Annotated in this window: 30 protein-coding genes and 1 pseudogene; 16 read left to right on the top strand and 15 right to left on the bottom strand. The window is 37.8% G+C overall.

The window, feature by feature from the left end:
• Positions 1-58: 58 nt before the first annotated feature.
• Positions 59-1,696, top strand: a complete 1,638-nt coding sequence (gene groL / locus EV07_RS07620) for a chaperonin GroEL (protein WP_036919116.1) — start codon at positions 59-61, stop codon at positions 1,694-1,696.
• 389 nt (positions 1,697-2,085) lie between these two features.
• Here groL and secG read toward each other — a convergent pair whose 3' ends face one another.
• Together secG and gpmI are read right to left on the bottom strand one after the other, a co-directional pair.
• Positions 2,086-2,316: a preprotein translocase subunit SecG gene (gene secG / locus EV07_RS07610; RefSeq protein WP_036919110.1), complete on the bottom strand. Its 231-nt coding sequence runs from the start codon at positions 2,314-2,316 to the stop codon at positions 2,086-2,088.
• Between the two features lie 8 nt (positions 2,317-2,324).
• Positions 2,325-3,947, bottom strand: a complete 1,623-nt coding sequence (gene gpmI / locus EV07_RS07605) for a 2,3-bisphosphoglycerate-independent phosphoglycerate mutase (protein ID WP_036919108.1) — start codon at positions 3,945-3,947, stop codon at positions 2,325-2,327.
• Positions 3,948-4,097: 150 nt separating this feature from the next.
• Here gpmI and pyrR point away from each other — a divergent pair, with 150 nt between their 5' ends.
• Positions 4,098-4,655, top strand: coding sequence for a bifunctional pyr operon transcriptional regulator/uracil phosphoribosyltransferase PyrR (gene pyrR, locus EV07_RS07600; RefSeq protein ID WP_036919106.1), 558 nt, complete (start codon positions 4,098-4,100; stop codon positions 4,653-4,655).
• A 19-nt stretch (positions 4,656-4,674) separates the two neighbouring features.
• On the opposite strand, the gene EV07_RS07595 is transcribed toward pyrR, so the two are convergent.
• The gene (locus EV07_RS07595; protein ID WP_036919103.1) at positions 4,675-6,270 is read right to left on the bottom strand and encodes an Hsp70 family protein; all 1,596 of its coding nucleotides are present in this window, start codon (positions 6,268-6,270) and stop codon (positions 4,675-4,677) included.
• A 94-nt stretch (positions 6,271-6,364) separates the two neighbouring features.
• Between EV07_RS07595 and EV07_RS07590 the strand changes: the two genes are divergently transcribed.
• Together EV07_RS07590 and EV07_RS07585 are read left to right on the top strand one after the other, a co-directional pair.
• On the top strand, positions 6,365-6,592 hold the full coding sequence (locus tag EV07_RS07590; protein WP_011125734.1) for a DNA-directed RNA polymerase subunit omega: 228 nt from the start codon (positions 6,365-6,367) through the stop codon (positions 6,590-6,592).
• A complete protein-coding gene (locus EV07_RS07585; RefSeq protein WP_036919102.1) occupies positions 6,589-6,963 on the top strand; it encodes a DUF1818 family protein in 375 nt (124 codons plus the stop codon). The genes EV07_RS07590 and EV07_RS07585 overlap by 4 nt, the downstream gene beginning before the upstream one ends.
• A 26-nt stretch (positions 6,964-6,989) precedes the next feature.
• Here EV07_RS07585 and EV07_RS07580 read toward each other — a convergent pair whose 3' ends face one another.
• The gene (locus EV07_RS07580) at positions 6,990-7,460 is read right to left on the bottom strand and encodes an EVE domain-containing protein (RefSeq protein WP_036919100.1); all 471 of its coding nucleotides are present in this window, start codon (positions 7,458-7,460) and stop codon (positions 6,990-6,992) included.
• A 186-nt stretch (positions 7,461-7,646) separates the two neighbouring features.
• A complete protein-coding gene (gene arsJ / locus EV07_RS07575) occupies positions 7,647-8,906 on the bottom strand; it encodes an organoarsenical effux MFS transporter ArsJ (RefSeq protein WP_036919098.1) in 1,260 nt (419 codons plus the stop codon).
• 240 nt (positions 8,907-9,146) lie between these two features.
• Here arsJ and EV07_RS07570 point away from each other — a divergent pair, with 240 nt between their 5' ends.
• Positions 9,147-9,779: a hypothetical protein gene (locus tag EV07_RS07570; protein WP_036919096.1), complete on the top strand. Its 633-nt coding sequence runs from the start codon at positions 9,147-9,149 to the stop codon at positions 9,777-9,779.
• A 34-nt stretch (positions 9,780-9,813) separates the two neighbouring features.
• Entirely contained in the window at positions 9,814-10,608 is a 795-nt protein-coding gene (locus tag EV07_RS07565) for a hypothetical protein (protein WP_036919092.1), read from the top strand.
• Positions 10,609-10,827: 219 nt separating this feature from the next.
• Here EV07_RS07565 and EV07_RS07560 read toward each other — a convergent pair whose 3' ends face one another.
• Positions 10,828-11,235 (bottom strand): thermonuclease family protein, encoded by a 408-nt coding sequence (locus EV07_RS07560; protein ID WP_241434032.1) that lies wholly within the window; start codon positions 11,233-11,235, stop codon positions 10,828-10,830.
• A gap of 157 nt (positions 11,236-11,392) precedes the next feature.
• A complete protein-coding gene (locus EV07_RS10000) occupies positions 11,393-11,566 on the bottom strand; it encodes a hypothetical protein (protein ID WP_193742734.1) in 174 nt (57 codons plus the stop codon).
• Between the two features lie 537 nt (positions 11,567-12,103).
• Between EV07_RS10000 and EV07_RS07555 the strand changes: the two genes are divergently transcribed.
• Both EV07_RS07555 and EV07_RS10150 read left to right on the top strand, forming a co-directional pair.
• Positions 12,104-12,316 carry a hypothetical protein gene (locus EV07_RS07555; protein ID WP_036919089.1) on the top strand — a complete coding sequence of 71 codons (213 nt, stop codon included), beginning with the start codon at positions 12,104-12,106 and terminating at the stop codon, positions 12,314-12,316.
• A gap of 63 nt (positions 12,317-12,379) precedes the next feature.
• Positions 12,380-12,511 carry a hypothetical protein gene (locus EV07_RS10150; RefSeq protein WP_152557619.1) on the top strand — a complete coding sequence of 44 codons (132 nt, stop codon included), beginning with the start codon at positions 12,380-12,382 and terminating at the stop codon, positions 12,509-12,511.
• Between the two features lie 221 nt (positions 12,512-12,732).
• Here the strand turns inward: EV07_RS10150 and EV07_RS07550 are convergent, their stop codons facing one another.
• The 3 genes from EV07_RS07550 to EV07_RS07540 are packed head-to-tail and all read right to left on the bottom strand — an operon-like array spanning position 12,733 to position 15,049.
• Positions 12,733-13,446 (bottom strand): phosphoesterase, encoded by a 714-nt coding sequence (locus tag EV07_RS07550; protein WP_152557621.1) that lies wholly within the window; start codon positions 13,444-13,446, stop codon positions 12,733-12,735.
• On the bottom strand, positions 13,443-14,258 hold the full coding sequence (locus EV07_RS07545; protein WP_036919087.1) for a metallophosphoesterase family protein: 816 nt from the start codon (positions 14,256-14,258) through the stop codon (positions 13,443-13,445). The genes EV07_RS07550 and EV07_RS07545 overlap by 4 nt, the downstream gene beginning before the upstream one ends.
• A 5-nt stretch (positions 14,259-14,263) precedes the next feature.
• Positions 14,264-15,049 carry an ATPase gene (locus EV07_RS07540; protein WP_036919086.1) on the bottom strand — a complete coding sequence of 262 codons (786 nt, stop codon included), beginning with the start codon at positions 15,047-15,049 and terminating at the stop codon, positions 14,264-14,266.
• A 259-nt stretch (positions 15,050-15,308) separates the two neighbouring features.
• Here EV07_RS07540 and EV07_RS07535 point away from each other — a divergent pair, with 259 nt between their 5' ends.
• The 6 genes from EV07_RS07535 to EV07_RS07510 all read left to right on the top strand — a co-directional run bounded on the left by EV07_RS07535 (position 15,309) and on the right by EV07_RS07510 (position 19,004).
• Positions 15,309-15,791, top strand: coding sequence for a hypothetical protein (locus tag EV07_RS07535; RefSeq protein WP_036919084.1), 483 nt, complete (start codon positions 15,309-15,311; stop codon positions 15,789-15,791).
• 302 nt (positions 15,792-16,093) lie between these two features.
• The gene (locus tag EV07_RS09285; protein ID WP_152557623.1) at positions 16,094-16,465 is read left to right on the top strand and encodes a hypothetical protein; all 372 of its coding nucleotides are present in this window, start codon (positions 16,094-16,096) and stop codon (positions 16,463-16,465) included.
• Positions 16,462-16,806: a hypothetical protein gene (locus EV07_RS07525; RefSeq protein WP_036919082.1), complete on the top strand. Its 345-nt coding sequence runs from the start codon at positions 16,462-16,464 to the stop codon at positions 16,804-16,806. Before EV07_RS09285 ends, EV07_RS07525 begins: the two co-directional genes overlap by 4 nt.
• Positions 16,803-17,642 (top strand): hypothetical protein, encoded by an 840-nt coding sequence (locus EV07_RS09995; protein ID WP_072013344.1) that lies wholly within the window; start codon positions 16,803-16,805, stop codon positions 17,640-17,642. Before EV07_RS07525 ends, EV07_RS09995 begins: the two co-directional genes overlap by 4 nt.
• Positions 17,635-17,988 (top strand): hypothetical protein, encoded by a 354-nt coding sequence (locus EV07_RS07515; RefSeq protein WP_036919080.1) that lies wholly within the window; start codon positions 17,635-17,637, stop codon positions 17,986-17,988. Before EV07_RS09995 ends, EV07_RS07515 begins: the two co-directional genes overlap by 8 nt.
• 59 nt (positions 17,989-18,047) lie before the next feature.
• The gene (locus tag EV07_RS07510; RefSeq protein ID WP_036919078.1) at positions 18,048-19,004 is read left to right on the top strand and encodes a hypothetical protein; all 957 of its coding nucleotides are present in this window, start codon (positions 18,048-18,050) and stop codon (positions 19,002-19,004) included.
• Between the two features lie 334 nt (positions 19,005-19,338).
• Here EV07_RS07510 and EV07_RS07505 read toward each other — a convergent pair whose 3' ends face one another.
• From EV07_RS07505 to EV07_RS07495, 3 genes and pseudogenes are all read right to left on the bottom strand, one after another.
• On the bottom strand, positions 19,339-20,427 hold the full coding sequence (locus EV07_RS07505; protein ID WP_036919075.1) for a DUF4116 domain-containing protein: 1,089 nt from the start codon (positions 20,425-20,427) through the stop codon (positions 19,339-19,341).
• A 4-nt stretch (positions 20,428-20,431) separates the two neighbouring features.
• Positions 20,432-21,367: pseudogene (gene dnaB / locus EV07_RS07500) on the bottom strand (replicative DNA helicase); the annotation flags it as partial.
• 71 nt (positions 21,368-21,438) lie between these two features.
• Positions 21,439-21,624 carry a hypothetical protein gene (locus EV07_RS07495; protein WP_036919070.1) on the bottom strand — a complete coding sequence of 62 codons (186 nt, stop codon included), beginning with the start codon at positions 21,622-21,624 and terminating at the stop codon, positions 21,439-21,441.
• Between the two features lie 158 nt (positions 21,625-21,782).
• Here EV07_RS07495 and EV07_RS07490 point away from each other — a divergent pair, with 158 nt between their 5' ends.
• The gene (locus tag EV07_RS07490; protein ID WP_081936971.1) at positions 21,783-22,853 is read left to right on the top strand and encodes a tetratricopeptide repeat protein; all 1,071 of its coding nucleotides are present in this window, start codon (positions 21,783-21,785) and stop codon (positions 22,851-22,853) included.
• 76 nt (positions 22,854-22,929) lie between these two features.
• Here the strand turns inward: EV07_RS07490 and EV07_RS09990 are convergent, their stop codons facing one another.
• A complete protein-coding gene (locus tag EV07_RS09990; RefSeq protein WP_193742735.1) occupies positions 22,930-23,076 on the bottom strand; it encodes a hypothetical protein in 147 nt (48 codons plus the stop codon).
• Positions 23,077-23,741: 665 nt separating this feature from the next.
• Between EV07_RS09990 and EV07_RS07485 the strand changes: the two genes are divergently transcribed.
• A complete protein-coding gene (locus EV07_RS07485; protein WP_036919066.1) occupies positions 23,742-24,257 on the top strand; it encodes a hypothetical protein in 516 nt (171 codons plus the stop codon).
• Positions 24,258-24,539: 282 nt separating this feature from the next.
• Here EV07_RS07485 and EV07_RS07480 read toward each other — a convergent pair whose 3' ends face one another.
• A complete protein-coding gene (locus EV07_RS07480) occupies positions 24,540-25,082 on the bottom strand; it encodes a hypothetical protein (RefSeq protein WP_036919063.1) in 543 nt (180 codons plus the stop codon).
• Positions 25,083-25,172 lie beyond the last annotated feature (90 nt).

The following is a 25,172-nucleotide window of genomic DNA, read 5'->3' as shown; positions in this document are numbered from 1 at the left end:
CTGCTTAGATTCTAAGCACAATTTATTTTTACCCTTCTTTTTTAAGTAAACGCCTGCTATGGCTAAGAGAATTATTTACAACGAGCAAGCCCGCCGTGCACTCGAGCGAGGTATTGACATTTTGGCTGAGTCCGTGGCAGTCACACTTGGACCCAAAGGTCGAAATGTTGTTTTAGAAAAGAAGTTTGGTGCTCCTCAAATTATTAATGATGGTGTAACCATTGCTAAAGAAATTGAGCTTGAGGATCATATTGAAAATACTGGAGTTGCCCTTATTCGGCAGGCAGCCTCAAAGACTAATGATGCCGCAGGTGACGGAACTACAACCGCTACTGTCCTGGCTCATGCAATGGTTAAAGCTGGCTTAAGAAATGTTGCTGCTGGTGCAAATGCAATAACCCTTAAGAAGGGCATTGATAAGGCAACTGAGTTCCTTGTTAACAAAATCCAGGAGCAAGCAAAGCCAATTAGTGATAGTAACGCTATTGCTCAATGTGGAACTATTGCTGCAGGCAATGATGAAGAAGTTGGCCAGATGATTGCTAACGCAATGGATAAAGTTGGCAAAGAGGGTGTCATTTCCCTTGAAGAAGGAAAATCCATGACAACAGAGCTAGAAGTAACAGAAGGAATGAGGTTTGACAAAGGCTACATTTCTCCTTATTTCGCAACTGATACTGAGAGAATGGAGGCTGTTTTAGATGAGCCTTATATTCTTCTGACAGATAAAAAGATTGGTTTAGTTCAGGATCTTGTACCAGTATTAGAACAAATTGCTAAAACAGGTAAACCACTTTTAATTATTGCTGAAGATATCGAGAAAGAGGCATTAGCTACTTTAGTAGTTAATAGATTAAGAGGTGTATTAAATGTTGCAGCAGTCAAAGCACCAGGATTTGGTGATAGACGCAAAGCAATGCTTGAAGATATGGCGGTTTTGACAAGCGGTGTTCTTATTACTGAGGATGCAGGCCTTAAATTAGAGAGCGCAACTTTAGAAATGCTTGGCACTTCTAGAAGGGTAACAATTAACAAGGATACAACGACTATTGTTGCTGAAGGCAATGAATCAGATGTTCAAGCCAGATGCGAGCAAATAAAGAAGCAAATGGATGAAACGGACTCTACTTACGATAAAGAAAAACTTCAGGAAAGGCTTGCAAAGCTTGCTGGTGGAGTTGCAGTTGTAAAAGTTGGAGCTGCTACTGAAACAGAAATGAAAGATAAAAAACTTAGATTAGAAGATGCTATTAATGCAACAAAAGCAGCCGTAGAAGAAGGAATTGTTCCTGGTGGTGGAACAACCCTTGCTCATCTTGCTTCAGATATTGAGTCATGGGCTTCTAGCTCACTTTCTGGAGAAGAGTTAATAGGGGCTAATATTGTTCAGTCTGCTTTGACAGCTCCATTAATGCGGATAGCAGAGAATGCTGGAGCTAATGGTGCTGTTATAGCTGAGCATGTAAAAAGCAAGCCTTTGAATGAAGGTTACAATGCTGCATCTGGTGAATATGTAGATATGTTATCTGCAGGAATTGTTGACCCTGCAAAGGTCACAAGATCTGGTCTTCAAAATGCAGCTTCTATTGCAGGTATGGTCCTAACTACTGAATGCATTGTTGCTGATTTACCTGAGAAAAAAGAAGCTTCTTCTCCAGGTGCTGCTGGAGGTATGGGTGGAGATTTTGATTATTAATCAGATTGCTTAAATTACTTTAAAACAATAAAAAAAGAAGGGTTTCCCCCTTCTTTTTTTATTGGGATTTACAGCAAGCATAAATTGGCTTTTCATTAATAGGATTCTGGCTTTTATCATGCTCGACCCCTATTTTATAACAATAAAAACGAGACCCTCCCCGCGAGTATTGATATCTTTCTTGCTTATTTATTTTCCTCTTTAATGCTTCTACTCCCCTCTTCTCGTTAAATTTGATCTCGCAAAATTTAATTCTGCTCATTACAATTGATATATCTAGACTTAAAATTAATATTGAGATTGTAATTAATGATTTTTTTTTTATAATCATCTTGCTTGAAACTATCGAATAATAATTTGATTCTTCAGCTTCTGATAAATTTCTTAGATTACTTTAACCATCCAGCACTAAGAACAACAGCAATTCCAAGAAACATAGCCAGGGCAAACCATGTGGCCTTGTTTAATGTTGCTTCTGCACTGCTAGCACTAGAAAACATTGAGCTTCCGCTTGCAGCAAGGCCACCCATGCCATCACCCTTTGGGCTATGAAGAAGAACCAGTAGAATGAGTATTAAGCCACTAGAAACCCAAACCCAAGAAAGAATAGAAATAAGCATTGTGATTGTTAAGCAGGTTGAGTAATTAGAGAAGCTTTAGAAGGTAAATTTATGCTTTCAATTAAAGATGAGCCTGTCATAGTATCAGGTTTTTCTAGAGAGAGTAATTGAAGCAAGGTGGGAGCTATATCAGCCAGTCCTCCGCCCTCTCTCAATTGAACTGCATTGCCATGCCCTGAAATCTTGCGTCCTTCACCTTCTATAAGAATTACAGGGACTGGGTTAGTAGTATGAGCAGTCCATGGCTCTCCGTCAGGCCCTTCCATTAATTCAGCATTGCCGTGATCTGCTGTTATTAAAAGGGTTCCATTCATTTTCCCGATGGAATTTAAAATTTGCCCAATACAAGTATCTACTTTATTTATAGCTTTTTTTGTGGCTTCATGGACACCTGTATGCCCAACCATGTCAGGGTTGGCAAAATTAATGACAATTAAGGAATAAATCCCTTTTTCAATAGCATCTTGACAGCTCTTTGTTAGTTTGTCTGCTGACATCTCAGGGGAAAGATCATAAGTTGCAACTCTTGGTGATGGAACTAGAAAACGATCTTCCCCAGGCAAAGGTTTCTCTATTCCACCATTAAAAAAATAAGTTACGTGAGGATATTTTTCAGTTTCAGCAGTTCTATATTGAAGTAATCCATTTTCAGAAATTACTTGTCCTAATAAATTGTCTAGAGATTCTGGGGGAAACGCAACTGATACAGGAAGATCATCCTCATATTGTGTAAAAGTAACCGTGTTAATTTCTGGGAAGTGTTTTCGTTGAAACTTGTCAAAAGTTTTTACTGATATTGATTTGATTAATTGTCTTGCCCTATCAGGACGGAAATTGAACATTATCAAACCATCACCATTTTTGAGGTAAGAATTAGTGAGCCTTGTTGGCTCTAGGAATTCATCAGTAATATTTTCTTTGTAGCTAGAATTAATGATTTCTTCACTAGATAATTGAGTTAATGGGAAATCGGGATTAGTTAATAAATCATGAGCCTTTTGAATCCTTTCCCATCTATTATCTCTGTCCATTGACCAATATCTTCCACATAAACTAGCCAGTTCTCCTATCCCTAAAGAATTAAATTTCTCATTTAAGGCTTGTAAATATTTCAATGAACTCTTGGCAGGAGTATCCCTACCATCAGTAAATGCATGAACAGCGACTTTTTCTATCCCTTTATCTTTTGCCCATTCTAAGAGCCCATTTAAATGATTGACATGACTATGTACTCCTCCATCTGAACATAATCCAATTAAATGGAGTGTTTTTTTGTTTTGAATTAAATTATCTGCAAGGCTTAATAGATTTGGTATTTGGTCAAGCTTTTTGAATTCAATGGTATTGCTAATTCTAACTAGCTCTTGCTGAATAATTCTTCCTGCTCCAATAGTTAAATGACCTACTTCTGAATTACCCATTTGATTATCTGGCAATCCAACATCAGACCCACTTGCTTCAATAAGTGTATGAGGATAAGCAGACCATAGAGCATCCATTATTGGGGTATGAGCATTGAGGATGGCATTGTTCTCTGTTTCCTCTCGATATCCCCATCCATCAAGAATAGTTAAAACTACAGGAGCTATATGACTTGATCTCATAGTAGTGTCAGAACTTCTATTCGGCATTGGAAGGATTTAAGCTCTATTTTCGCTAGCTTTCTTCTTAAATTACTTCTTTGTTGGTCAAGGGCATTGTTTGTATTAACTTCCGTTAGCTTTTCCCAATTCAATTAAATCAACTAAATGTGCATAAAATAAGCTTCAAATCAATTATCAATGACAAATCAGTCAAGCCCTGAAAGGGTTGAGATACTTTCAAAGCAAGAGTTGGCTAAGACTCTTAAAAGACTTGCTTCTCAAATTCTTGAAAATGTTCCAGAAAGTAGGGACCTTTTGCTTTTGGGCATCCCAACAAGAGGGATTCAACTTGCTCAGGTTTTGGCAGCCGAATTACAGAAGCAACTTTCTCACCCAATAGATCAAGGTATTATTGACCCTACTTTTCATAGAGATGACCTTGTACGAGTTGGAACCAAGATGGGACCATCCACTGTAATCCCTTCGAGCTTGGAAGGTCGTCAAGTTCTCTTGGTAGATGATGTTATTTTTACTGGAAGAACAGTCCGAGCAGCTATAGAGTCTCTTCAGGCTTGGGGAAGACCTGAAAAAGTCATGCTTTTAGTAATGGTTGATAGAACTGGGCATAGAGAGCTACCTATTCAGCCTGATTTCTATGGCCGACAAATACCTACGAGAAAAACAGAAACTATTGAATTGAAACTTGATAAGGTTGATGGTGAAGAAGGGGTTTTTCTTGGTAAATATGATTCTTGAGATATTAAACAATTCATTTTCATCTAATCGAACCAATAACCTTTTCAAGAATTGTCTTCTCATTTCTTAGATCAATCCCTTGAACACAAAGCTGACAAAGCTTATCAATACTAAACCGTAGTTTTATACAGTCTTCACCTGGTTTTCCAGGTGGGTCTAAATTAATAATTATTGGATCATTTAACCAAGGTAGTATGTTTGGATTGTCAGTGCTTTCTTCCTCTTGAATAGTCGGTATCCCATTTAAATAGAGTATTTTTTGAAGTTGATTGCTTTGATTATCTGCAATCCTTAGTTCAATTTCTAATTGATTAAGTGTACTTGCACTTAAAATAATCTCAAGAGGCTTAATTGTTGGCCATGGTTGGCCTGGAAGAAAAAGAGGGTGCCACATATGGCTATTTGTCTTTTGGTCCCAGAATCGCAGTGATATTCCTCGATTGAGAACATCTCTAATTGTCACACCAGGTGTTAATTTTATTGCTCCAATTGCTACGGCTTCTACAGGAGGTGGTAGCAGCAAATTTTGTTTACCAACTTTATTCAATAACCATCTTTTGATAACTGGTATTTGAGAACCACCTCCAACAATTACAACTCCAGTTAGATCTGCCATTTCGAATCCATTTGAGCGGCCTTGAGCAAGAGTTTGTTCTAAAAGCTTTGACATGCTTTTGAAAAAACCTTTTTCTTGAAGAAGTTCTTCGAATTCAAGCCTCATTAAAGTGAATTTCTTTGTTCCTTCTTGGTCGTTAATAAAAATTTCTTCTGAAAGTTTTTTCGTTTCAGAAATATCTTGATTACTAAGCCTGCATTTTAATTTTTCGGCAGTATCTAGAAGTGATTCTGATGGCTTAATTTTCGGGAAAAGATAATGAAGAATCCATTTGTCAAAATCTCTACCACCTAATCGAAGGCCAGCTTTGCCAAGTACTTTGGCACCTCTAAAAACTTGTTTACTTGTCGCTTCAAGATCATTCCCTCCAAATCTAATTAATTGTGCAATGGGCTCAGGTTGTCCTTCGCCCCCTTCAATTAGCACCATCGACATATCAATAGTGCTGCCACCTAGATCAATTACTAATAAAGTAGAACCTCCAGGTAGCCCTGCTCCAATGGCCGCTGCTGTAGGTTCATCGACCAAAGCAATTTCCGGAACTGCTAGATCATCACAAACTGAATTCAACCATTTGCGATATTCCTTATATGTTTCAACAGGTGCTGATAAAACTAGTTTTTTGATTTGTAAATTTGAAGGAATTCTTTTCCAGATCTCTTTAAGAAAAAGCTCACCAGCTTTTTTAGGTGATAAATTAAAATGTTTTGGAATGTCTTCTTTTGGAGCACCAATCCAGCGTTTGAAATCGTTAATGAGATTTTGATCTCTTTTTTCAGTTAGACCTAATTTTTGTACTTCTTGTCCGAATAAAAAGTAGGACTTTTGATCTGATGATTGCCATATAAGGCTAGGGACTTCACCTGGACATCTGCTTATTAATGGAAGGTTAAGCAGTTTTATAGAATCTTCATTCTCAGCTTGGAATGCAACAACAGTCGTTGTACTCCCAAGATCTATAGCAAGGGTCCCTGATAATTTATTCTCATTACTATCCACTTGAATCCTTAAAAAATTTCATTGTTTCCTGTTCACTTTATTTTGGCCCCTGGGAGGCCTTGTCGATTAAAATAAATATAGTTTCAAGATTTGTGTGATTAAAGCTGGATTTGACTCAAAAGATCTTGCAAAGCGTGGCGAAAGTCTTATTCGTCAAGCTAGTAATAGATATTTAACAACTGTTCGCATAGCTTTTAGGGCTAAACAGCGTCGATTTGATGATTTTGATGGATTGCTTGAGGAGTCATCAGTTAAGCCTGTGCAAAGATCTATTATTGAATTAAGTGACGAACAGGATCAACCTGATTTGCTACCAGGATGATTCAGCGGGAAGGTCCTGGATGGCGACTAGAAAGGGATGAGTTAAGGACTGGTTTTCCTGTATTAATTGGCGGTGAGAATTGGGCGGTTGAACTGAGTTCAAATGAATGGCAAAGTCTTAATGGTGTGATATTGGATTTAATCGGTCAATATGAACAATTAAAAAGTCAACTAATGCCAGAAGAGAAAGTTTTTCTTGAAATTGAACGCTTGCCATGGTGGGCCTGTATAGATGGCAATAGTGAGAATTGGAGCTTAAAGTTAATTCTTTCTGCAGAAGGAACTGACAAAAGAGGTTTGGAAGTGTTTTGGCCTATTCCCGTGGCACAGGTAATAGTTTCTGCAATGAGGACTATGTGGGATTCCCAGTAACTTTTTTATAATTCAATGTCAATCAATCAATTGTCTAACAACTTAAAAAACTTTTCTGCAACAGATGGAATTACAGGCATAATTGATAATCTATTTCCTTTTCTAATTAGAATTAAATCCGTTGGATCAAAGATTTCACTAATATCTTTAAGACTAAGTAGTTTGCTATATTTTTTGATATATTTCAACTTTGCACAATCCCATCTAGGAGCATCTTGTTTTGACTTTGGATCGTAGTAATTTGATTTTTGATCAAATTGAGTTGGATCAACTAAACGAGTCTCTATTACTTCCATAAGCCCAATAATCCCAGGAGGCTTACAGTTTGAGTGATAAAAAAAAGCGAGATCTCCTGCTTTCATATCCCTCATAAAGTTTCTGGCTTGATAGTTTCTAATTCCATCCCAGAGTGTTTCTTCTTCATTTTTAAGATCATCTATTCCATAAACATCAGGCTCACTCTTCATTAGCCAGTAGTTTGGTTCCTGTGATGCCATGGGTTCTCAGCGATATTGCGATGTGTGGATGGTGTGTGGATGGCTTAACATTCTCACCCCTATTTCTTTATTCTATTTCAATCAGGTTTTGATTACTAATAACTAACAGATCTCAACTGATAGAAAATATTATTCAAAATATTTCCTGCGACAGTGCAGAAGTGATCTCTTGGGTTGTGAGACTATTTAATTAAGACACCCGGAGTTCTTTAGTGAAGGAAGCTGAAGGCTGCTCAACCATGAGAAGAGGATAAATAAGCTGGAACACCACAAACAAATCTGCATGCCTAAATAAGGAGTATCTCCCAGTACAAATAAAACTCCTGATAGAAGCGTCCCAATAAGCCTGCCTGCCGCATTTGCCATGTAATAGAAGCCAACGTTGAGGCTGACATTTTCAGCATCTGTATAAGCCAAAACCATGTATGAATGAATAGAAGAATTCATTGCGAAAACTATTCCGAACGCAATTAAACCAGCAGTAATGGCAATGCTTGGATCATTCTGTCTCCATAATGCAATGGCTATTAGTCCAGGTATCCCCATCAGCAACGCACTCCAAAATTGAACCGTTGAAATTCCTGGGCTCGACTTCTTCCCCCAAAGATTTCTTAAACTTGGTGCCAATGCTTGTACAAAACCGTATCCAATAATCCATAGGCCTAGGAAAGCTCCAATCTCAGAGAAGTTCCAATCAAGTGATGTCTCAAGGAAAACAGGTAATGCGACTACAAACCACACATCTCTAGCTCCAAAGAGAAAGAAACGTGCAGTCGAGAGAGTGTTAATTCCTTTTGATTTTGAGAAAAGGTCCTTAAATATTGGTTTTTCCTTCATCCGTCCAATATCACCTGGCAAGATCAATGTCATAAGAAATGACAACGCCAAGCCAATCGCCATTAGCCCAACAGCATTATTAAAACCAAATCCAGTTAGTAATGCCCCTCCTAGGAAAAACCCAACCCCCTTTAGGGCATTTTTTGATCCTGTTAAAAGAGCAACCCATTTGAACAACTTCTTTTTTCCTTTTTGTTCTTCTTCAGGGGTTTCAGGTACGACTGTTTTGATTGCACTCTTTGCACTCATTTTGTTGAGGTCTTTAGCAATACCACTAATTGCTTGCGCAACCATCACATAACTAACGCTTAGAAATTTCGGCCAACTTGAAGCAACAGGAACCAACATCAAAAGAGCACTGATTTGAAGAAGTGTGCCTGCCCAGAGAGTTAGTCGTAGGCCATATCGAGCACCAATCCAGCCGCCATAGAGATTAGTAATGACCCCAAAGAACTCATAAAACAAAAAAAGAAATGCAATCTCTAAAGCTGTATAGCCAAGTTGGTGAAAATGAAAAACCACCAACATGCGAAGTGCGCCATCTGTCAGAGTGAACGCCCAATAATTTGTAGTAACGATCCCGTATTGCTGAAGAGATGATAATTTCATTATTTAAGTGCTTGCTATTACTCAAGGCTCACACTTCATTAGCCAGTAGTTAACGTCAGTCATATCAAGGGATCTCAGCGAATTTTTAAGCTTGAAACAAGGTTTATTCAAACTTTTTTGGGTATAAATTCATTATCCAATAAATTACTATTTAGGTAAATAAAAGGTTTTAAAAAGTATTAAATTAATAGGTTGATGTAAGATAATATTTAATTCTTAAATTTTGGGATAGAGTTTAGAGTGAAATCTTTTAAATTGATCGGTATTATTGCAACATTGATTTTGTCAGGATGCTCAGGAGGAGGTCAAGATTCATCATTAGACCCTGAAAAGCAATTGAAACAAAGAGCTAATAGTAAAAAGAATTTCATAGCTAATAACAGCATTAGATGCGGGAAAATTTTTAAAAGTGCTATCTACAGAAAAAGGGATGAAGGTGGATCAATGTTTGATCCTGCAAAATCCATACCAATGACAATCGTATATAAAACTAAAAAGGGTAAATTATATATGGATAAATTATATTTTAAAGAAACATTATATAATGGAGTGCCATACACTACTTGTCGATCCTATAAAAACAGAGATTTAACTGGAGAAGAAAAATCAAATATTACAGGTTATGCATACAGTCCCATAGAGATAGGTAAGACTTACAAATGGGAAAATACTAAAAATTCAACAAAGTATCAAGCTATTACGAAATTTGATGAAAAGAAGAGAGAACTTAAAGTTTTTAACAAGATAATAACTTCAGAGGGAGAATACTTAACTTCTTGTACATATTCGACTGAAAATAGTTGTTGGCAATTGCCATTTTTCCGAATGGGGGAACCCGTAGATGGATTTACCGGATACTTAAAAGTTAAATAAAAACTTTTTTAATAACTCAACTCATTTATTTCCAATGTCATTTTCAAAAAAATTCTTAACAGCTCTTTCTGGTGCATTGATGATATTTTCAGCTTCGCCTCTTATCTCATCAGATTTGAATAAAGGTGGGAATATCATTAATTTAAACCCATTGAAAGTTAAAAGAGGTAATCTAGGAAAGGCTGTCTCAGTAAGTTCTGAAAATGAGAAATATTTTTATTGTGATAAAGGTTTTGTAGAAAGAAAGTATTTAGCTAACGACTCTGATTATATTGGTTTAAATAAGTTAGACATGAAAAGTGTCAGGATTAATGCTCAATTTATCAATAAAAAAACCATAGAAGATTTTATGAATTATCTCAGAAGTAATGATGTTGAAGATTATTCATTTGAAGAAATGAAGGATATTGTAGTGCATAATTTATTGGTATCTAATTATGCGTTTCCCAATAAATATAGTGGAGTAGGGTATAATTTGCAGCCTAAACGTAATGATAATAGGGTTAATCATTTTACTGATGTTTCTATTGTAATGGCTTATGAAAATAAAAAAGGTGAGAGAATATTTATTAATTCATCCACTGATTTTGAACCTTCAATAATTGATTCTAAGGGTCAGGTCTTTAAAACTATTATTGGTGGCTCTCCTCGTACTTGGTATTGTTTGACTGACTCAAACGAAGCAAGCATGAGAGTTGTTGAATTGATTTATTCAAAAGATACTCGTACCCCTCGGGAACAGAGAACTGCAATGCCTATGGGTATTGCAATATTTGATATTATTAAACAATTAACTCCTTATGCTGAAGAAAGAAAGCCATCTCTCTAAATTTAGAGCTACTGTTAATTACTAAAAAGTTTGGGTAAAGTTTGGGTAAAGTTTGGGTGAAAAATCACGATTCCTTGAGAACCTAGTAATAGCTAGTCGGGCGTACTTTTCATTAGCCAGTAGTTAGGTTCAGTCATAGCCTGTAATCTTAGCGATACTCGATGGTTGGAATGGAGTTGGAATGAAACCTCATTCTTCCATCTCTTTTCTTTACTCTATCTACTTTTGTTTTGACCAGTTGCATTGACTTGCATATCTTTCATAGATGATCGCGAAGCCTTGATCAACTAAATGTTCTTGAATATTCATTCCATCTAGAGATAGTTCAGCAACTGTTCTTTGATAGCGATCTTTTGTAATCCGATTAATAAATACTTCTTCTCCAGCAATTAATCCATTGAGATAGTCTTTAGCTGCTTTGGCCGGGATTGGATTAGCTTTCTTTCCTTTTAGTTCTGGAGTATCGATGCAAGCAAGCCTGATCTTCTCTCCTGTGATTGTGGTGCAAGTATCTCCGTCATAGCAATTTTGAATAACTACACTCTCTTTGTCTAGAGGCTTTGAGCACCCTATTAATATTAAAAATATTGGTATGATTGATATTTTTTTCAAAAGAGAAATAGGCAATAAATGGACTAGATTAGTTGCTATAACTGATAAAAAGATCAGGATCGCTCTTCATTGGCCAGTAGCTAGGTTCCTGTTGTGCCATGGGTTCTCAGCGATATTGCGATGTGTGGATGGTGTGTGGATGGATTAATATTCTCACCCTCCTTTCTTAATTCTAGTATTTAGTTTTTATGTGGTTAAGGCTCAATATTTGATGGATGTTTTTTAGATATTCTTTAGTACTTTTGGAACGATTCAAAAGACCTTCGTATTGATCTAAGGATTCGGAAACTAAGACCTCTTCATAAAGGTCAGGACTTTTTTCGTCAAAGTCTTGATTGTCATCCATTGTTTAAAGAGATTTTTTAAGATTTGATTTATTGACTTTTAGATAAGGCTTAAAAGTATCCCTTTGAAAGGTAATTGCGGATGGCTTGGCTTTCTTAAATTTTCTTGTAATTGCTTTTCTTATGGCACATTGCTTTTTCAGGGTAATGGCTTCCATGATATTATTTTTTGGTTAAAATTAAGATATAGATTTATTCTTTCTGAGATGTATTTAATGAGACTAAATCATATTTAGGAAGGCTTTTATCCCTAAACGCTGACAGCTTTAGAGTGAATTTTGTAGTAAAATATACTGAATATTATATTCACCCTCCTTCTTGCAGATAAGAGCATTAATAGTTACAGATATGTTCTTTGTCGCTTTGTTAGCTTGATTAGCGTTTAATACTTTTTAGCTTAGAACGATGTCTTTCTCTAATCTTATAAAAGCCGAAATCCTTAATAGCAGATTAGCTATGATTGGTATTATCATTATGCTATTGACATATTTCTCGTAGCTTTCTTATTAAATATTTTACGAAATTGAGGACCTAATCTAATGCTATACGAATCAGGAACTAGAGAGTGCCATATTTTAATCGAATCAAAGAATCGAATTGAAAGGATTATTTTTGACTTAAACGGTATTGAAAATATTGACCATGTCAGCGCTCAATTGTTAGCTATTTATAATCAGTTAGAAGGTATACATCAATTATATAGGAGTGAGAATATTGCTAATCAAAATCCTCCTAAAAAAATGCGGTTGTAAAATTAGACACATTACCTTTTCTTGTTTCTGATAGTCTCTTTCGAAATTCGTAACTAAAAACAAATGAGTGAACTTGCGGTTATCTCTTATTCATTGTTTATAGCGATTTTTGGAATAGTGGTTATCTTTTTCTGGTTTGAAGATGATGATGATCAAGGTGGTGGGAAGATGATGCCCATACCTATAAAGAATTAACGAATTTATTTGATGAAAAGCTGAGATCGATTGGTATGAAGGCAGGCTCACTTTTCATTAGCCAGTAGTTGGGTTTCTGTGATGTCATGGGATCTAAGCGATATTGCGATGTGTGGATGGTGTGTGGATGGTGTGTGGATGGCTTAACATTCTCACCTTCATTTCTTTGCTCTATCTAATTAGTATTTGAAAGGAATAAGAATTACTCACAATGATGATTGTTATGCAAACCCCTTGCCTGGTGTATTGCATTGTGCACCAGCAGTAAGAAAGTGTGTTTTATCACTACCAACGTCATAGATGGTGTAACTCTCCCCTGCTCCAATCCCAATAATGCTTTGTTTAGATACTTTCTGCTGATGTTGACTTTCACCATTCAAGTCTTTTACCTGTGAATCGAGCCTTCCTCCAGTGAGCTCAAGATGAAATTGTTTAGTGCTGTGTGCTGTAAATAATCTGTTTACATCAAGTCGAGTAAGGCGATCAATAAGAATTAGCGGAGAGGTTTCTGATGTAAGGTTATCTCCTATATCTGCTGAGCTTCCGTGAATTAGACCGCAGTCCAATTCAATGAAGCCAAATTGAAGTGATGATAGCCACTTGAGATGATAGGTATCAACAGCATTCAATAAGGCTGTTACTGCTTCTTCTCCTTGATTTAGTCGCAAAGCATCTGCCTTTTTCTCGCCACGTAATCCCTGCTCTGTAAGCAGCTGCTCTTCCCACCAGCCATAAATGCATTGAGGTTGTAACTCATCACGTCGGGGGTTTTGTAGTCGATTTAACAACGCATCACAGTTGCGTTCTGGCCCGATCATATCTCCCAGGACAAATAAGGCCGTAACTCCACGAGCCTTCTTTAAATCACGTTGAATCAGCTCGTAGTTTTCTAGGTCACCTTTTAGACCACTCACTAGTGCCCAGCGCTCAATCATCGTTCGCAAACATGACTAGCATCTTCGGCTTGCTCGGCAAATTCAAAGCCATGACTCAGCCTCCATGCGAATATTCGTGGTAGTCCGGCATCAATAATGGCTTGGCATGTTAGTCCAATGTCATAGGCCACCTCTTTGATCTCAACTTCTCCAGTAACATCATCATGGATTACATAGGTGGCATTAGTACTGCCATGACGAGGCTCACCTACTGATCCTGCGTTGACTATTTTTCGCATTGGTAAGTTTATTTCTTTGTCTTCTGCATTCTGATTAGACGTGCTTTGTAGCCGCACTCGAATTGATCCATTTTTCAGTTCACGTACATAAGGTTGATGAGTGTGTCCGCAAAACAAAGTGTCAGCTCCGGCTTTCTCAACTCTTTCAAGTGCTGCAAATGCATTCATGTCAGGTAGAAGATACTCATGTTGGCTATTGGGACTACCATGAACAAACAGCATGCGATCTCTACGTATTGATGTTGGCAAACTTGCTAGAAAATCTTTGTTGATATCTGTTAATTGCTCTGCTGCCCACTCATGAGCTAGGTGCCCACGCTTTTCCGCTAGTTGAGATGGGTAGCTGCATTCGCATGCATTAAGACCTTCAATAATATCTTCATCCCAGCACCCTTGACAGCTAGCAATAGCACGTTCTCGTACTAGATCTACTACTTCATTCGGTTGTGGTCCATAGCCCACTAGATCACCAAGACAGGTGATATCGCTAATTCCTTTTTGATCAATATCATTTAGTACTGCTTTTACAGCAGCTAGGTTGGCATGTAGGCAGGAGATTACTGCATGTTTCATGATGATTAACTTGCGTGGAGGGCTTCTGGTTGTCGATCCCTCAGAGGCATTTGATGCATTTCGAGTAAGGCATCGTTTAGCAGGCAGAGATTAATTGTTGACTGAATGTTTATGCAATCAAGTCCTTTTCCTTGTATAACAAGCCCTGATGCTCTTTCAGGCCTGCCATTAGGAGGAGAAACTGTTTTTAGTGGAAGAAACTGTGACCCTTTTTGACTCACAATCCAGTTGAAGAAAACAGACTGTCCATCGGGCAAGTTCATGAGACCCTTGGCTCTATAGACATCTCCATAGGCTCCATTGACAAGCTCAAACCAAAAGGTATTCAGACTCTGTGGATCCCATACGCTTTTAACAAGGTTGAGGCTCCAAAATGCAAGTTCTTTGAAAACCAATGTGTCATTATTTGGTAACTCTGAGTCTCGACCAAAGTGTAGGTGCCTATCAGGTTGCAGCTTTAAGGACTCGAGTTGACTCTTGACGTAAGGATTTATCCCGACTGCTTCTAATTCCTCAGGTGATTGGGATTGTGAAAGCTCAATTAAAATTAGTAAGTCTTTGTGCTTTGAAATTGAGGTATCAGGACAGCCGGATAAGTCTTTTAGATGAGGAACCTGATCTTTTAAAAATGTGTAATCAATTAGAGATTCAGGTGATTTCTCTTGACCGTTTTTAGCCTGCTCAGCGAGACGTAAATATCCGCAAGCACCTGGATTACGTTTGATTGTGTTAAGTATCCAGGTGGTCTTCCCGCACCCTGGCGAACCTGAAATCAACCATTTTTGTCCCATCTTTTGGGCAATGGTAAAGATATTATGAGCTTAACAAAGAGCTGGAATGATAATCATTTTCATTCTGTAATCAGGACAAGGTGAGCGCCCGAACAGAATTTATTAATTTCTTTTAATCGTTTTCCACCAGTCAAAGCTTATGCTTTATTAGCCAGTCAGTTAGGAGATCTTATCTTTCTTTTAGTTCAATCTCGCACAAAAGATGTACCTCGTGGAAGTAATCCTCTACTTTTCAATTAGGAAGATCAAAGGCATTTAAATGGCAGGGTTTTTTAAAATAATTTGTTTAGTTCTTCTTCTTGTGTTGATTCAGCTCAAGGCTATGCCTGTAAATGCTTGTGTCGAAGGGTTGACATGGGGGATGGATCTCCAAAGTGTAGAAAGACATTTAGGTGCGTCATTAAACCCTGTACAGGAAGAAGCAAGTAAGGACCTTTTTGAAGTCAGAGATTTTCAGATAAGTGGGTTACCTGTAAATAGACTTCGTGTTCGTGTTGAGGATGATCATGGGTTGAAACAGCTTGCTTACGAAATGGATTATGAAAATATGACTGAAGTATTGGCTGGATTAAGACACCGTTTTGGTCCTCCAGTTGGAACAAGCGTTGATATTGATGGAAGGTCTCCTCAACAACAATGGATTTGGCATACTGGAGAAGATGTGATCACTGCAGTTAAAAACGAAGAGAGGCCCTTTTTACTTTCGTATAGACCATCATTGTTAGACCCTTCTTTTCTTTGATTAATGTGGGAATATTTTGGAACCGATTATTGTTTTAGTGTCTTTTAATGTGTTTCTATAACTTAGGGCTCGCACTTCATTAGCCAGTAGTTAGGTTCCTGTTGTGCCATGGGATCTCAGCGATATTGCGATGTGTGGATGGTGTGTGGATGGCTTAACATTCTCACCCCTATTTCTTTATTCTATTTCAATCAAGTTTTGATTACTAATAACTAAAGAAAGAATCGCATGTTTTTTATCTGTTGGTACTGCTGATCTTTACGCCAAAAGAAATCAAACGGCAAAAGCTGCATAATTCAGATATGAAATGCTTACTGCTATCAACTGCATTAGCACTGATTCCAATTGGACAACCATTGTTATTTGGAACAACTGCTGCGGTAATACGTGCTGCCCCTCAAAAAGAACAAGCAAGGGAACCATGGCAGGTTGGATGGTTTCACTTCGAGCGCGCTTGGTATAAACGGGAGTCGGGAGATTTGTCAGGAGCGATTGCTGATTACGACAAGGTGATTGAGATGTTTCCAGGGTGGGTAATGGCGTATAACCTCCGTGCGAGTACAAAGGCTAAATTAGGAGATATGTCAGGTGCCTGTGCTGATTGGAGGAGAGCAGATTCTCTTAGCAACCCCAGTGCTGCTGATCGGGTAAGAGATCAAAGAGGCTGCGAATGAAACGCTTACTACTTCCACTAATCGCAGGCCTTTTGGTTGTTGGGTGCCAAGGTAAGCAGAGCAAAGATCCAGCAGAAGAACCTTTTTATATAGGACTTCAAATGGGTGTTACATACAAAATGTTCTTACATGAAAAGCAACTTATAGACGGAGGAATTAGGTACAAATTTAGAACCAGAGTCGAATATTCAAGTGATACGCCTACTCGCATAAATGATTGGCGTATTGCGGATTGCTTGAAATCAACTATTGATGACTACCTAGTCCCTGCACTATCAAGAAGTGGAGTTGAGAAAGGGATGCCCTTTTTGATCAGAGCAGTTTGTGGAGATATGGGGTGATAAAAAATTTACTGCTTGCACCTCTGATACTTGGACTTACTGGCTCTTCAGCTTTTGCCAACGAAGCGGCACCTAATACCTTTAATGGAATAGTTCAAGATGACATCACTTTTTATCATGGCTGTGGAGCAGGTTGTCACTCTCGCCATTTTCAATTAACCGATCCAGAGTCAACAGAAGAAGGTTGGATCAGGTTAAAAGTTATGAGTGCTACTTATAACTGGTTCTCCCAAAAAGAAGCATACGTTCCATATGTAATTAGGGAAGGGATTGTGAAAGAGCCAGAGAATGCAAATATCTTCTGGGTATTTGCTGATTGCAAAGGGAAGAAGGTTGCCTATGGACAAACACCTAACCCTTCTGAGATGAATGAAGCTCAAGATGTCTACTACGGATCGGACATGGGCGAATTTTCAGGAACACCTCAAATTGCATCCGTAAATCATTCTCCTTACAGCAAGTGGGAACCTTTATGTCTGGGTAAGCAAGTTGAGGGTAAAGAGATGGGTCATGAGAATAAAAAAGTTTTGCTTGCCTATTACAAGGACGTTATGGAAAAGCAAGCTAAAGAACTCGAATCTAAGGCAATCACTCTTGTTATTCATAAGTACGATAAGCGTCTCAAGAAACGACTTGAAGGTACAGGTGTAAATCCCAGCTATATGGCTGACTATGAGAATGATTGCAATGTGTCGGTTAGAGCAGGGACCCATCAACGTCGAACATGGTCAGTAATGCAACGGTTTGATGTTGATGTATGTAAAGGAGAAGCAAGAGCCTGGCGATTCTCTAGATTTGCAACAGAGACAAACGGGAAACTTTATAGCGATGACTAGACCTCTCTATTTTCGACCAAGTGCTGAAGAAATAACGAAAGCTTTGAATGAGGCTTCAGAAAAAATTGATGACCCTATCGAACGATTTAATTACCGAATGAATTATTTAGATAAGTTATTTGTTGAACTAGAGGAGTTAGAAGCCAGTTGCAAAAAACATAGAAGAGCGGCTAAGGAGAAATTAGAACGTCAAAAGATGCAAGAAGCCAGAGAGCGTGTCGCCGTTGCAGATTTACTAGAAAAAGCACAAGCAGCTTGGATAAAGCGATGGCTGGAAGAAAAACAAATAGGTCCTAAATCAAATATTCAAAAAATGTACAAAATGGGGAATAGTATAGTCAGCTAAACTATGAAAGATAAAATTAAAAAAATGGAACCTGTTCTGTAAGAAAGAGAAAGAATAGTATGGCAATCATAAAAACAATATCTAAAGAAAGCTTTGATAATGCTCCTGAATACTGGAAAACATCATACATTCCAAATGATTTGAACCAATCTGATTTTATTTGTCTTACTGATACAGGTTTTATTTATGCCCTAAAAGAGGGGGCAAAAGGATGGGATTCTCGAATGTATAAAGCCTCAGATGATGTAAAAGAATTAACAAATATCTGGCGCATGTGTGTTAATGCAAAATACATGGGATCTGAATCTAGAAATCATTTTGAGAAAGGAGAACTAGGCTTTAGAGACTTCGAGGACTTAAGAAACTATCTATCTCGTAATCATCCAGGTCGAGAGTTTTTAGTAACGTCTCCTGAGGAGTATACGATTCAGGCTAAGAAGCGACTAGAAAATGCAATAGATGGTAAACCAGTAGATAATAGCTGGGTAGAAGACAACCTATCTTTGGAACCATGGCGTTTACTTATAGACCTTAAAAGAATTGAAGGATTGCCAAATGAGAAGGGAATTAACCAACATATTTTTGAGCAAGCTAAACAAGCTACTCTTAATGAAATCAAAGATATTTCTGATGAGGAGTTTCGAAATATTCTTTTTTCTTGTGAGGCTCTAGCTCCTGTTGATCTTCAAAAAACCATGCGAACTTGGTCAGCTGGTCACATAGGAATTGCTAATTCATACATTTACAACAAGGCTAAAGGCATCGTTCCTAATTTCCCTTTGCCTCGTTATTTAGCTAATAAGAAAAGAGAAAAGAGTACATTCGTAAGTATTTGGGTCTATTTCATACTTGGATTAATTCCTATCATCTTCTCTTGGAGCTGGATTGTCACGATAATATTTTGGGCTTTTGCTACTTTTCAGGTCCATGCCTTACGTGAATTAAAGTTCTTACATAAGTACTGTGATCAAGAAGGAATTAGCTTTGAAAAACTTGTAAAATCCAATAGAAAATGAAAGTTTCATATCTACCTTCTAGATGTTTCAAAAGATCAGAGAAATCATTGTTAGAGCTTCTAATAAATAAAACAGATCGCAACTGACAGAAAACCATCTCTATTCCTAATAAGAAGGCTCTGTTGAGAAATCCAGTAACGGCAACAGATCTGAGTTTTTCGTATTTTTTCTATCCACACAATATTCAAAACCTATCCACACAATGCTCTGCCATTGAGTGACTGCAAGCTGGTGCGTGTTTCTTTAAAGAGTATTCAGTTGCATATGACTATCTCTAGATTGCTATAAGAGAACAAAAAGAAGGGTGTATGGGGGGAGTTCCTTGCTCCTTGCGTTAGTCGTTATCTCTGCTCAGATATTTGTGCAATATTTTGATCAATTTTGGATCGGTTTTGAAGCGTTCATCAACATACATGAGTGCATTACCATTTGTTGATTTAACAGCTGCAACTACGATTTCAGGATCACTTTTTAAATGCTCAGCGACATATTTAAGGACATTACCATTCACCTTGCAGGCTTCAAGAACGACTTCACGGTCAGCTTTCAAATGGTCAGCAGCAAATTGGAGTGCACCACCATGTGATCTAACAGCTTCAAGTACGACTTCACGATCGCTCTTTAAATCCTCAGTGGCAAATTCGAGTTCGAAAGGACTTGTCTTGACTGCTGCAAGTACGAGTTCACGATCATCTTTTAAATGTTCAGCGACAAATTCTAGAGAGCCTCTTTCAGCACGAATAATTGAAAGTACGAATTCACGGTCTTCCATGAAATGGTCATCGGTAACTTCGAGTAAAAATATGTTTGCATACTGGAGTTTCCCATCATGTAATCTAAATTTAAAGTTATTAGATGTCCAGGCCTCTATGACTACTTCACGGTCTCTCTTGAAGTGGTCAGCAGCAAATTGGAGTGCCCAAACATTTGACTTCACAGCTTCAAGTACGACTTCACGGTCAGCTCTTAACTCATCGGAGGCAAATTCAAGCATCCAACCATTTGACTTCACAGCTTCAAGTACGATTTCACGATCAGCCTTTAATTCATCAGAGGCAAATTCCAGAAATCCTCCACCATGAGAAGTCATATTTGCAAACATGACTTGATGTGTAATGTTCCGCTTCAAATCTTCAGCGTTGAATTCAACCGAATCTCCCTTTGATTTGAGGCTTTCTTTTGCTACTTCCTTAATGCCGATTTCGATAGCACCCTTTTGTGATTTAACAGCTGCAAGGACGATCTCACGATCTTGCTTTAAATCCTTTTCGACATATCTAAGGGCATTACCGTTATCCTTACAGGCTTCAAGTACGACTTCACGGTCAGCTTTTAACTCATCAGAGGCAAACTCAAGAGCTAAACCATCTTCTTGAACAGCAGCAAGAACCTCTTCCCTACTTGAGTTTTTATTAATTTCCATTTTCCTAAGCAGCTAAGTTCCTAAACCGTGTGTACTGCGGTTCAAATAGGAGTTTCACAGTACCAATGGGACCATTGCGATGCTTGCAGGTGATGAGTTCTGTAATGCCTTTGTCTTCTGTTTCAGCGTTGTAGTATTCATCTCGATAAATCATTACGACCATATCTGCATCGCTTTCTAGTGATTGTGTTTCTCTTAGATCACACAGCATGGGACGTTTATTTTCTCTATGTTCAATGTCACGACTAAGTTGAGACATGAGAAGGAGTGGAACATTTAATTGTGTGGCCATATTTTTAAGATCACTCACTATTCTTCCCAGCTCTGCATCTCGACATTCCATGTATCTCTGACCATCCATAAGTTGAACATAATCAATAACGACTAACCCAAGTTCGCCATTGCCTTGTTCTTTCTTGATTCTTTCGCATGTGGCACGTATTTCTTCAACAGTGATTGCAGCTTTGTCATTAATAAAAATGGGCAGTTGACCAAGAGTGTCAATACCTTTTCCAAGGATTGACCATTCGTCTTGTTGAAGTCTTCCTGTCCTAAGCCTTCCTGTTTCAATTCCAACTTCCATTGAAAGCAGACGATACGTATAACACTCTTTACTCATTTCAAGGCCAAAGAGGCAGACAGGTAAGTCGTGTAACTGGGCAACATTTTTTGCGATGTTTAGACATAAGGATGTTTTGCCCATGGCAGGTCTACCAGCAATAACAATCAAAGACCCTCTTTGTAGACCTTGAGTCATTGCATCTAGGTCGTAGAAATTGATTGGAATACCTGCTACAGAAGTACCATTAGAACGACTTTCTATTTCGTCAAAAACCGAGGTTAGTATTTCTGCTGTTGATGAGGTTTGTTCTGAGTTCTTGGGTTGTTCAGTTTCTTCCTTCTCGCTTTTCTCCTGCTTTTGATCCATTGAATATTTTTGGCTGGACCGTCATCTAAACCATAAAAAATTGACCTGGCTAGAGGAAGAAATACTTAAGCCTAGATTCCACGTTAACTCTTTGGATTATCTTTATCTTCTTGGAAGATTTCCTCGAGAAGCCTTTCCAGCACTGCACCTCTGCGCTCTAGACCCCATTCTTCCTTGAGCTCATCAAAGCGTCTGACGATACGCTCGGGAAGCCTGATTGTGACTTCTGAATAGGCTTCATTTTGGCTGTTTTCAGGCTCTTGAGACATGTCTTGGACTCATCCAAGTAGGACTAATTACAGGGTTGCACTAACGGGATAAATCGGCCATCTTTTAAGTCCGTCCAGCTTTCAAAAGAGAGAGACGCTCCCCATAAAGGTGAAGATCTAGGTCCAGTCCAAGGGGTAATTCAAATACTTGATAAGTTATGAGGAATCCAGAAAACGAGTTGATGATCTTAAATACTGGTGATATTAAATTTATACTAAAAGGGGATTCGATTGATTTAGTCAAATCAATTGGATGGGAATATAAATTAATTGAGAATGGCTATGATTTTGAGATTAATACGATTTTCGATAATGAAATTCCTGAAAATCTAGCGGAACTTTCAGATACAGCTTTGGCAGATTATTTTATTGGAGCGGAGCTATCTCCATACCTAATTAATGTACAAAGATCATGGATAGAAAGAAGAAAAGAAGCTGAGAAAGAAAAGAAAAGAAAATTAGATATTATTTTCCCACCTGGTTTTTACTATCTAGGTGATGCCGCTCGAGCATTCCATCCATCTATGGATATTTCTTTAGAATTTTCATGTGGTGAGATTGTTACCATGGAAACGGGAGTTCATGTTGCGAGCATTTGCTTTCAGGAAGATGGAGAATATCCAGATAATGAAGGGAATTATCACTGTACTGATGGAGCAACAATATCTTTAATTCCTATTAGTCAAATTGAAGTGTTAACTGATCAGGGATCTTATGTATTTTATGAGAAAGAATTTAAGGTCAGAATCTTTGAAAAATCGGCAGGATTTGGTGGGGTAAATATATTTTACTCTTTAGCTGGTAGAACAATGCATAAAACCAAAGATGCAGAAATAATTACTGATTACGATTATTTTTTAATTAGGTTAAAAGAATTTGAGGAAGAGGCTATAAAGAAAAGACAATCGGGCGATATAGATGGTGCGTTACAAATCCTAAATAGGCTTTATCAAAATAATAAGGTTCTCTTTAATTTAGGCTTATCTTATCAATTAAAAAGAGAATTTAACAAAGCTCTTAAATTTTACGACAAATTAATTGAATTAGAAGATAATAATTTCTCTTATTATAATAATAGAGCCTGTTGTTATGAAGAATTAGATGAGTTAGAACGAGCAATTAATGATTATAATGAAGCTAGAAAGCTCAATCCTAAGGAATCTACAATTAAGTTGAATCTTTCGAAAGCTAAACAAAAACTAGGAAATAAAAAGTTCTTAAGTAATTAGCTAGGTGTAATGGGGAGGGGTAAAGAATGGATAGACAAGAGCAATTAGGTTTGCCTATACCCGAGACTAATCAGTCCTAATAGTCCAAGTAATTAATCCTCTTATCCCAAGGATTAAAAATAGTCTTATTTTCATCCTGACTCCTATCGATTGCTTCCAGAAGTCTGTCTCTTAACTCCTTACGTCTTTGAAGTTCTTCTTTAGATAAGTTGGTTTTAGTCATAGGTAATAGTGATTGTGAATTAATTAACTATCTATCTATCCATACAGTCTCAACAAGGATGATGCGGAATGTCCTATGAGGGGACAGCAGAATCATCAGGGTTGAACCTTTAGATATTGAGTGTTGGGGTTTGTGTGTTTGGGAGATACAGACGGTGCTTTCGTGATGTTCGTTCGCTGCGCTCACCCGAACATCAGTAAAGGAAATTGTTGTAGGTATGTTTGTCTTCCTTCTGCCTGTATAGGGGGCCACTTGGCAGGTCCATTGCTCTGACTATGTATTTGTGGAATGGGTTTTCCTCCTCCTTTATACAGGGGTGGTTAGCTTTTCCCTCCTCCTTTATACAGGGGTGGTTGCTTATCCTCCCCTGTATAAAGTCCCCATTACCTCTCCCTTCTCCGTGTATAGAGGGGTGGTTTACTCTTCTCCTCCTCCTGTATACAGGCGTGGTTGCTTATTCTCCCCTTGTATAGAGTCCCCGTTAGCGCTCTCTTCTCCCTTTATAGAGGCGTGGTTAACTTTTCCCCTCCCCCTTTATAAAGGGGTGGTTAGCTTCTCCTTTAAGGTGTCCACTTGATCACTTCCTTTAGAATGAATAGGTTTCTTAAGTCATATGTTTTTAAGGACATTCATTTGCTAAATAAGACAGTAAGAGAAAGGGCTTCATGAATAGATTCGAATCGGCCTATGAAGAAATTATTGCTACTTACACTTTTCATGAGTTGGAAGAGATTAATATTTCTGGTCCGAGCTCAGTCGGAAATGTAGGTTTTGAAAGTGAACACCGTTTCCTTAAAAGTGATAAAGAAAAAGAAATTGCTCATCTGGAAGCAGCTTTTACGCTACGTGGAAGTGACGAAAAACTTCTTTTTTGGGACAAGTGGAAAGATGAGATTATTGAACGCAATAAGTCTGACAAAGAAGAAGTTTGGAATGATTACGAGGCTTGCTTGAGAGACGGAAAGGGGAACTTGAATGAATGCAAAGTAGAGATGGTTGAACAGTTTATCTGGCTTTGGGCTTATTGTTTGACAGAACCATTTGATACTATTGAGCTTTGGGTAGAGGAAGAAGTGGATGAACGATTAAAAAAACTTGAGGCCGAATATAATTTAGAGAGACAAAGAATTATGGGAAAGATACTTTACAGCTCTTTCTTTGAGGAAGATGAGACTACTTAATTTAATCAGTATATAGCTGCACAACTGCTGTATTGCTTGTCTTCTTTCCGTACTCAATATCAGTAATTTCTTTTGTTCTCTTACGTATGTCGATCCTTTCGTAGGTATCCATGATTGTCTTGACGCTATTGCCACATATACGAGCTAATAAAAAGATATCTGTCCCTCAAGCTTGGACTAGATGGAAATATTTCTTATGCGGGTTGCCTCAATCTAGAGATTATGCCTGCCTAAGGCACTTTTAAAAACTGAAGAAAAGTTCTAACAAGGTTCGAACAGAATTTATCGATTAAATTTTTCAACAAGAGAAACTAACAATAATTTATTTCCCGTTTTAACATAGAATTTTCTTATGCCGAAAAAATAGCCTAGATGAATAATTAATAGTGGAATTAGTGGTAAAACTGTGATCAGTGAAAAAATGAAAATAATTACACCAAAAACCCAAAATTTTCGTTTTTTTATAAGACTTCTTTCATTGTCTCTTAAATTGGCTTTTCTTTCTTCTTGCTCTTCTCCAATAGCATTAATTATATAAAGGTACTTTAAATAGGGTAAAACTATTTGAACAAAATTGATTAGATTAGGTATGAGATTAGGATCAGGCTTGAAGCCAGAGCCAGAGACTGTAGAAGAACCGCCTGAAGATGATGTTGATTGAGGTTCGTTTATTAGAAAAGGTGTGCACTCAGATTCAAGGCAACCCTCTCTTGTTGCTGCAATTCTCTTCGCGGTAAAGGTTTCAGGAGCCGTAACTTCGGTTTCGTACCGAGGTAATGATGGGTCTGTTTGGGTTTTCCAAATGACCACTCTAAACTTTGGCATTTTTTTAAATTTGTAGAAGTACAGCTAACCAGATAATCCTAATTATTATACCAATCTATTTTAACGATTCATTATAAAGCTATGCTTGAT

The sequence above is a fragment of the Prochlorococcus sp. MIT 0603 genome (assembly GCF_000760215.1).
Classification (GTDB): Bacteria; Cyanobacteriota; Cyanobacteriia; order PCC-6307; family Cyanobiaceae; genus Prochlorococcus_E.
The sequence above is the reverse complement of the archived record's forward strand: the minus strand, read 5'-3'. Positions and strand labels throughout refer to the sequence as shown.

Excerpts from the sequence above, each read along its gene's own strand:
- EV07_RS07535 (WP_036919084.1), top strand. The coding sequence starts at position 15,309 with ATGGCAGGGTTTTTTAAAATAATTTGTTTAGTTCTTCTTCTTGTGTTG.
- EV07_RS07525 (WP_036919082.1), top strand. The coding sequence starts at position 16,462 with ATGAAACGCTTACTACTTCCACTAATCGCAGGCCTTTTGGTTGTTGGG.
- EV07_RS07505 (WP_036919075.1), bottom strand. The coding sequence starts at position 20,427 with ATGGAAATTAATAAAAACTCAAGTAGGGAAGAGGTTCTTGCTGCTGTT.
- groL (WP_036919116.1), top strand. The coding sequence starts at position 59 with ATGGCTAAGAGAATTATTTACAACGAGCAAGCCCGCCGTGCACTCGAG.
- arsJ (WP_036919098.1), bottom strand. The coding sequence starts at position 8,906 with ATGAAATTATCATCTCTTCAGCAATACGGGATCGTTACTACAAATTAT.
- pyrR (WP_036919106.1), top strand. The coding sequence starts at position 4,098 with ATGACAAATCAGTCAAGCCCTGAAAGGGTTGAGATACTTTCAAAGCAA.
- EV07_RS07545 (WP_036919087.1), bottom strand. The coding sequence starts at position 14,258 with ATGAAACATGCAGTAATCTCCTGCCTACATGCCAACCTAGCTGCTGTA.
- EV07_RS07490 (WP_081936971.1), top strand. The coding sequence starts at position 21,783 with ATGAGGAATCCAGAAAACGAGTTGATGATCTTAAATACTGGTGATATT.
- secG (WP_036919110.1), bottom strand. The coding sequence starts at position 2,316 with ATGCTTATTTCTATTCTTTCTTGGGTTTGGGTTTCTAGTGGCTTAATA.
- EV07_RS07480 (WP_036919063.1), bottom strand. The coding sequence starts at position 25,082 with ATGCCAAAGTTTAGAGTGGTCATTTGGAAAACCCAAACAGACCCATCA.
- EV07_RS09990 (WP_193742735.1), bottom strand. The coding sequence starts at position 23,076 with ATGACTAAAACCAACTTATCTAAAGAAGAACTTCAAAGACGTAAGGAG.
- EV07_RS07510 (WP_036919078.1), top strand. The coding sequence starts at position 18,048 with ATGGCAATCATAAAAACAATATCTAAAGAAAGCTTTGATAATGCTCCT.
- gpmI (WP_036919108.1), bottom strand. The coding sequence starts at position 3,947 with ATGCCGAATAGAAGTTCTGACACTACTATGAGATCAAGTCATATAGCT.
- EV07_RS07580 (WP_036919100.1), bottom strand. The coding sequence starts at position 7,460 with ATGGCATCACAGGAACCAAACTACTGGCTAATGAAGAGTGAGCCTGAT.
- EV07_RS07555 (WP_036919089.1), top strand. The coding sequence starts at position 12,104 with ATGCTATACGAATCAGGAACTAGAGAGTGCCATATTTTAATCGAATCA.
- EV07_RS09285 (WP_152557623.1), top strand. The coding sequence starts at position 16,094 with ATGAAATGCTTACTGCTATCAACTGCATTAGCACTGATTCCAATTGGA.
- EV07_RS07585 (WP_036919102.1), top strand. The coding sequence starts at position 6,589 with ATGATTCAGCGGGAAGGTCCTGGATGGCGACTAGAAAGGGATGAGTTA.
- EV07_RS07515 (WP_036919080.1), top strand. The coding sequence starts at position 17,635 with ATGACTAGACCTCTCTATTTTCGACCAAGTGCTGAAGAAATAACGAAA.
- EV07_RS07485 (WP_036919066.1), top strand. The coding sequence starts at position 23,742 with ATGAATAGATTCGAATCGGCCTATGAAGAAATTATTGCTACTTACACT.
- EV07_RS07565 (WP_036919092.1), top strand. The coding sequence starts at position 9,814 with ATGTCATTTTCAAAAAAATTCTTAACAGCTCTTTCTGGTGCATTGATG.
- EV07_RS07550 (WP_152557621.1), bottom strand. The coding sequence starts at position 13,446 with ATGATTGAGCGCTGGGCACTAGTGAGTGGTCTAAAAGGTGACCTAGAA.
- EV07_RS10150 (WP_152557619.1), top strand. The coding sequence starts at position 12,380 with ATGAGTGAACTTGCGGTTATCTCTTATTCATTGTTTATAGCGATTTTT.
- EV07_RS07495 (WP_036919070.1), bottom strand. The coding sequence starts at position 21,624 with ATGTCTCAAGAGCCTGAAAACAGCCAAAATGAAGCCTATTCAGAAGTC.
- EV07_RS07540 (WP_036919086.1), bottom strand. The coding sequence starts at position 15,049 with ATGGGACAAAAATGGTTGATTTCAGGTTCGCCAGGGTGCGGGAAGACC.
- EV07_RS10000 (WP_193742734.1), bottom strand. The coding sequence starts at position 11,566 with ATGGATGACAATCAAGACTTTGACGAAAAAAGTCCTGACCTTTATGAA.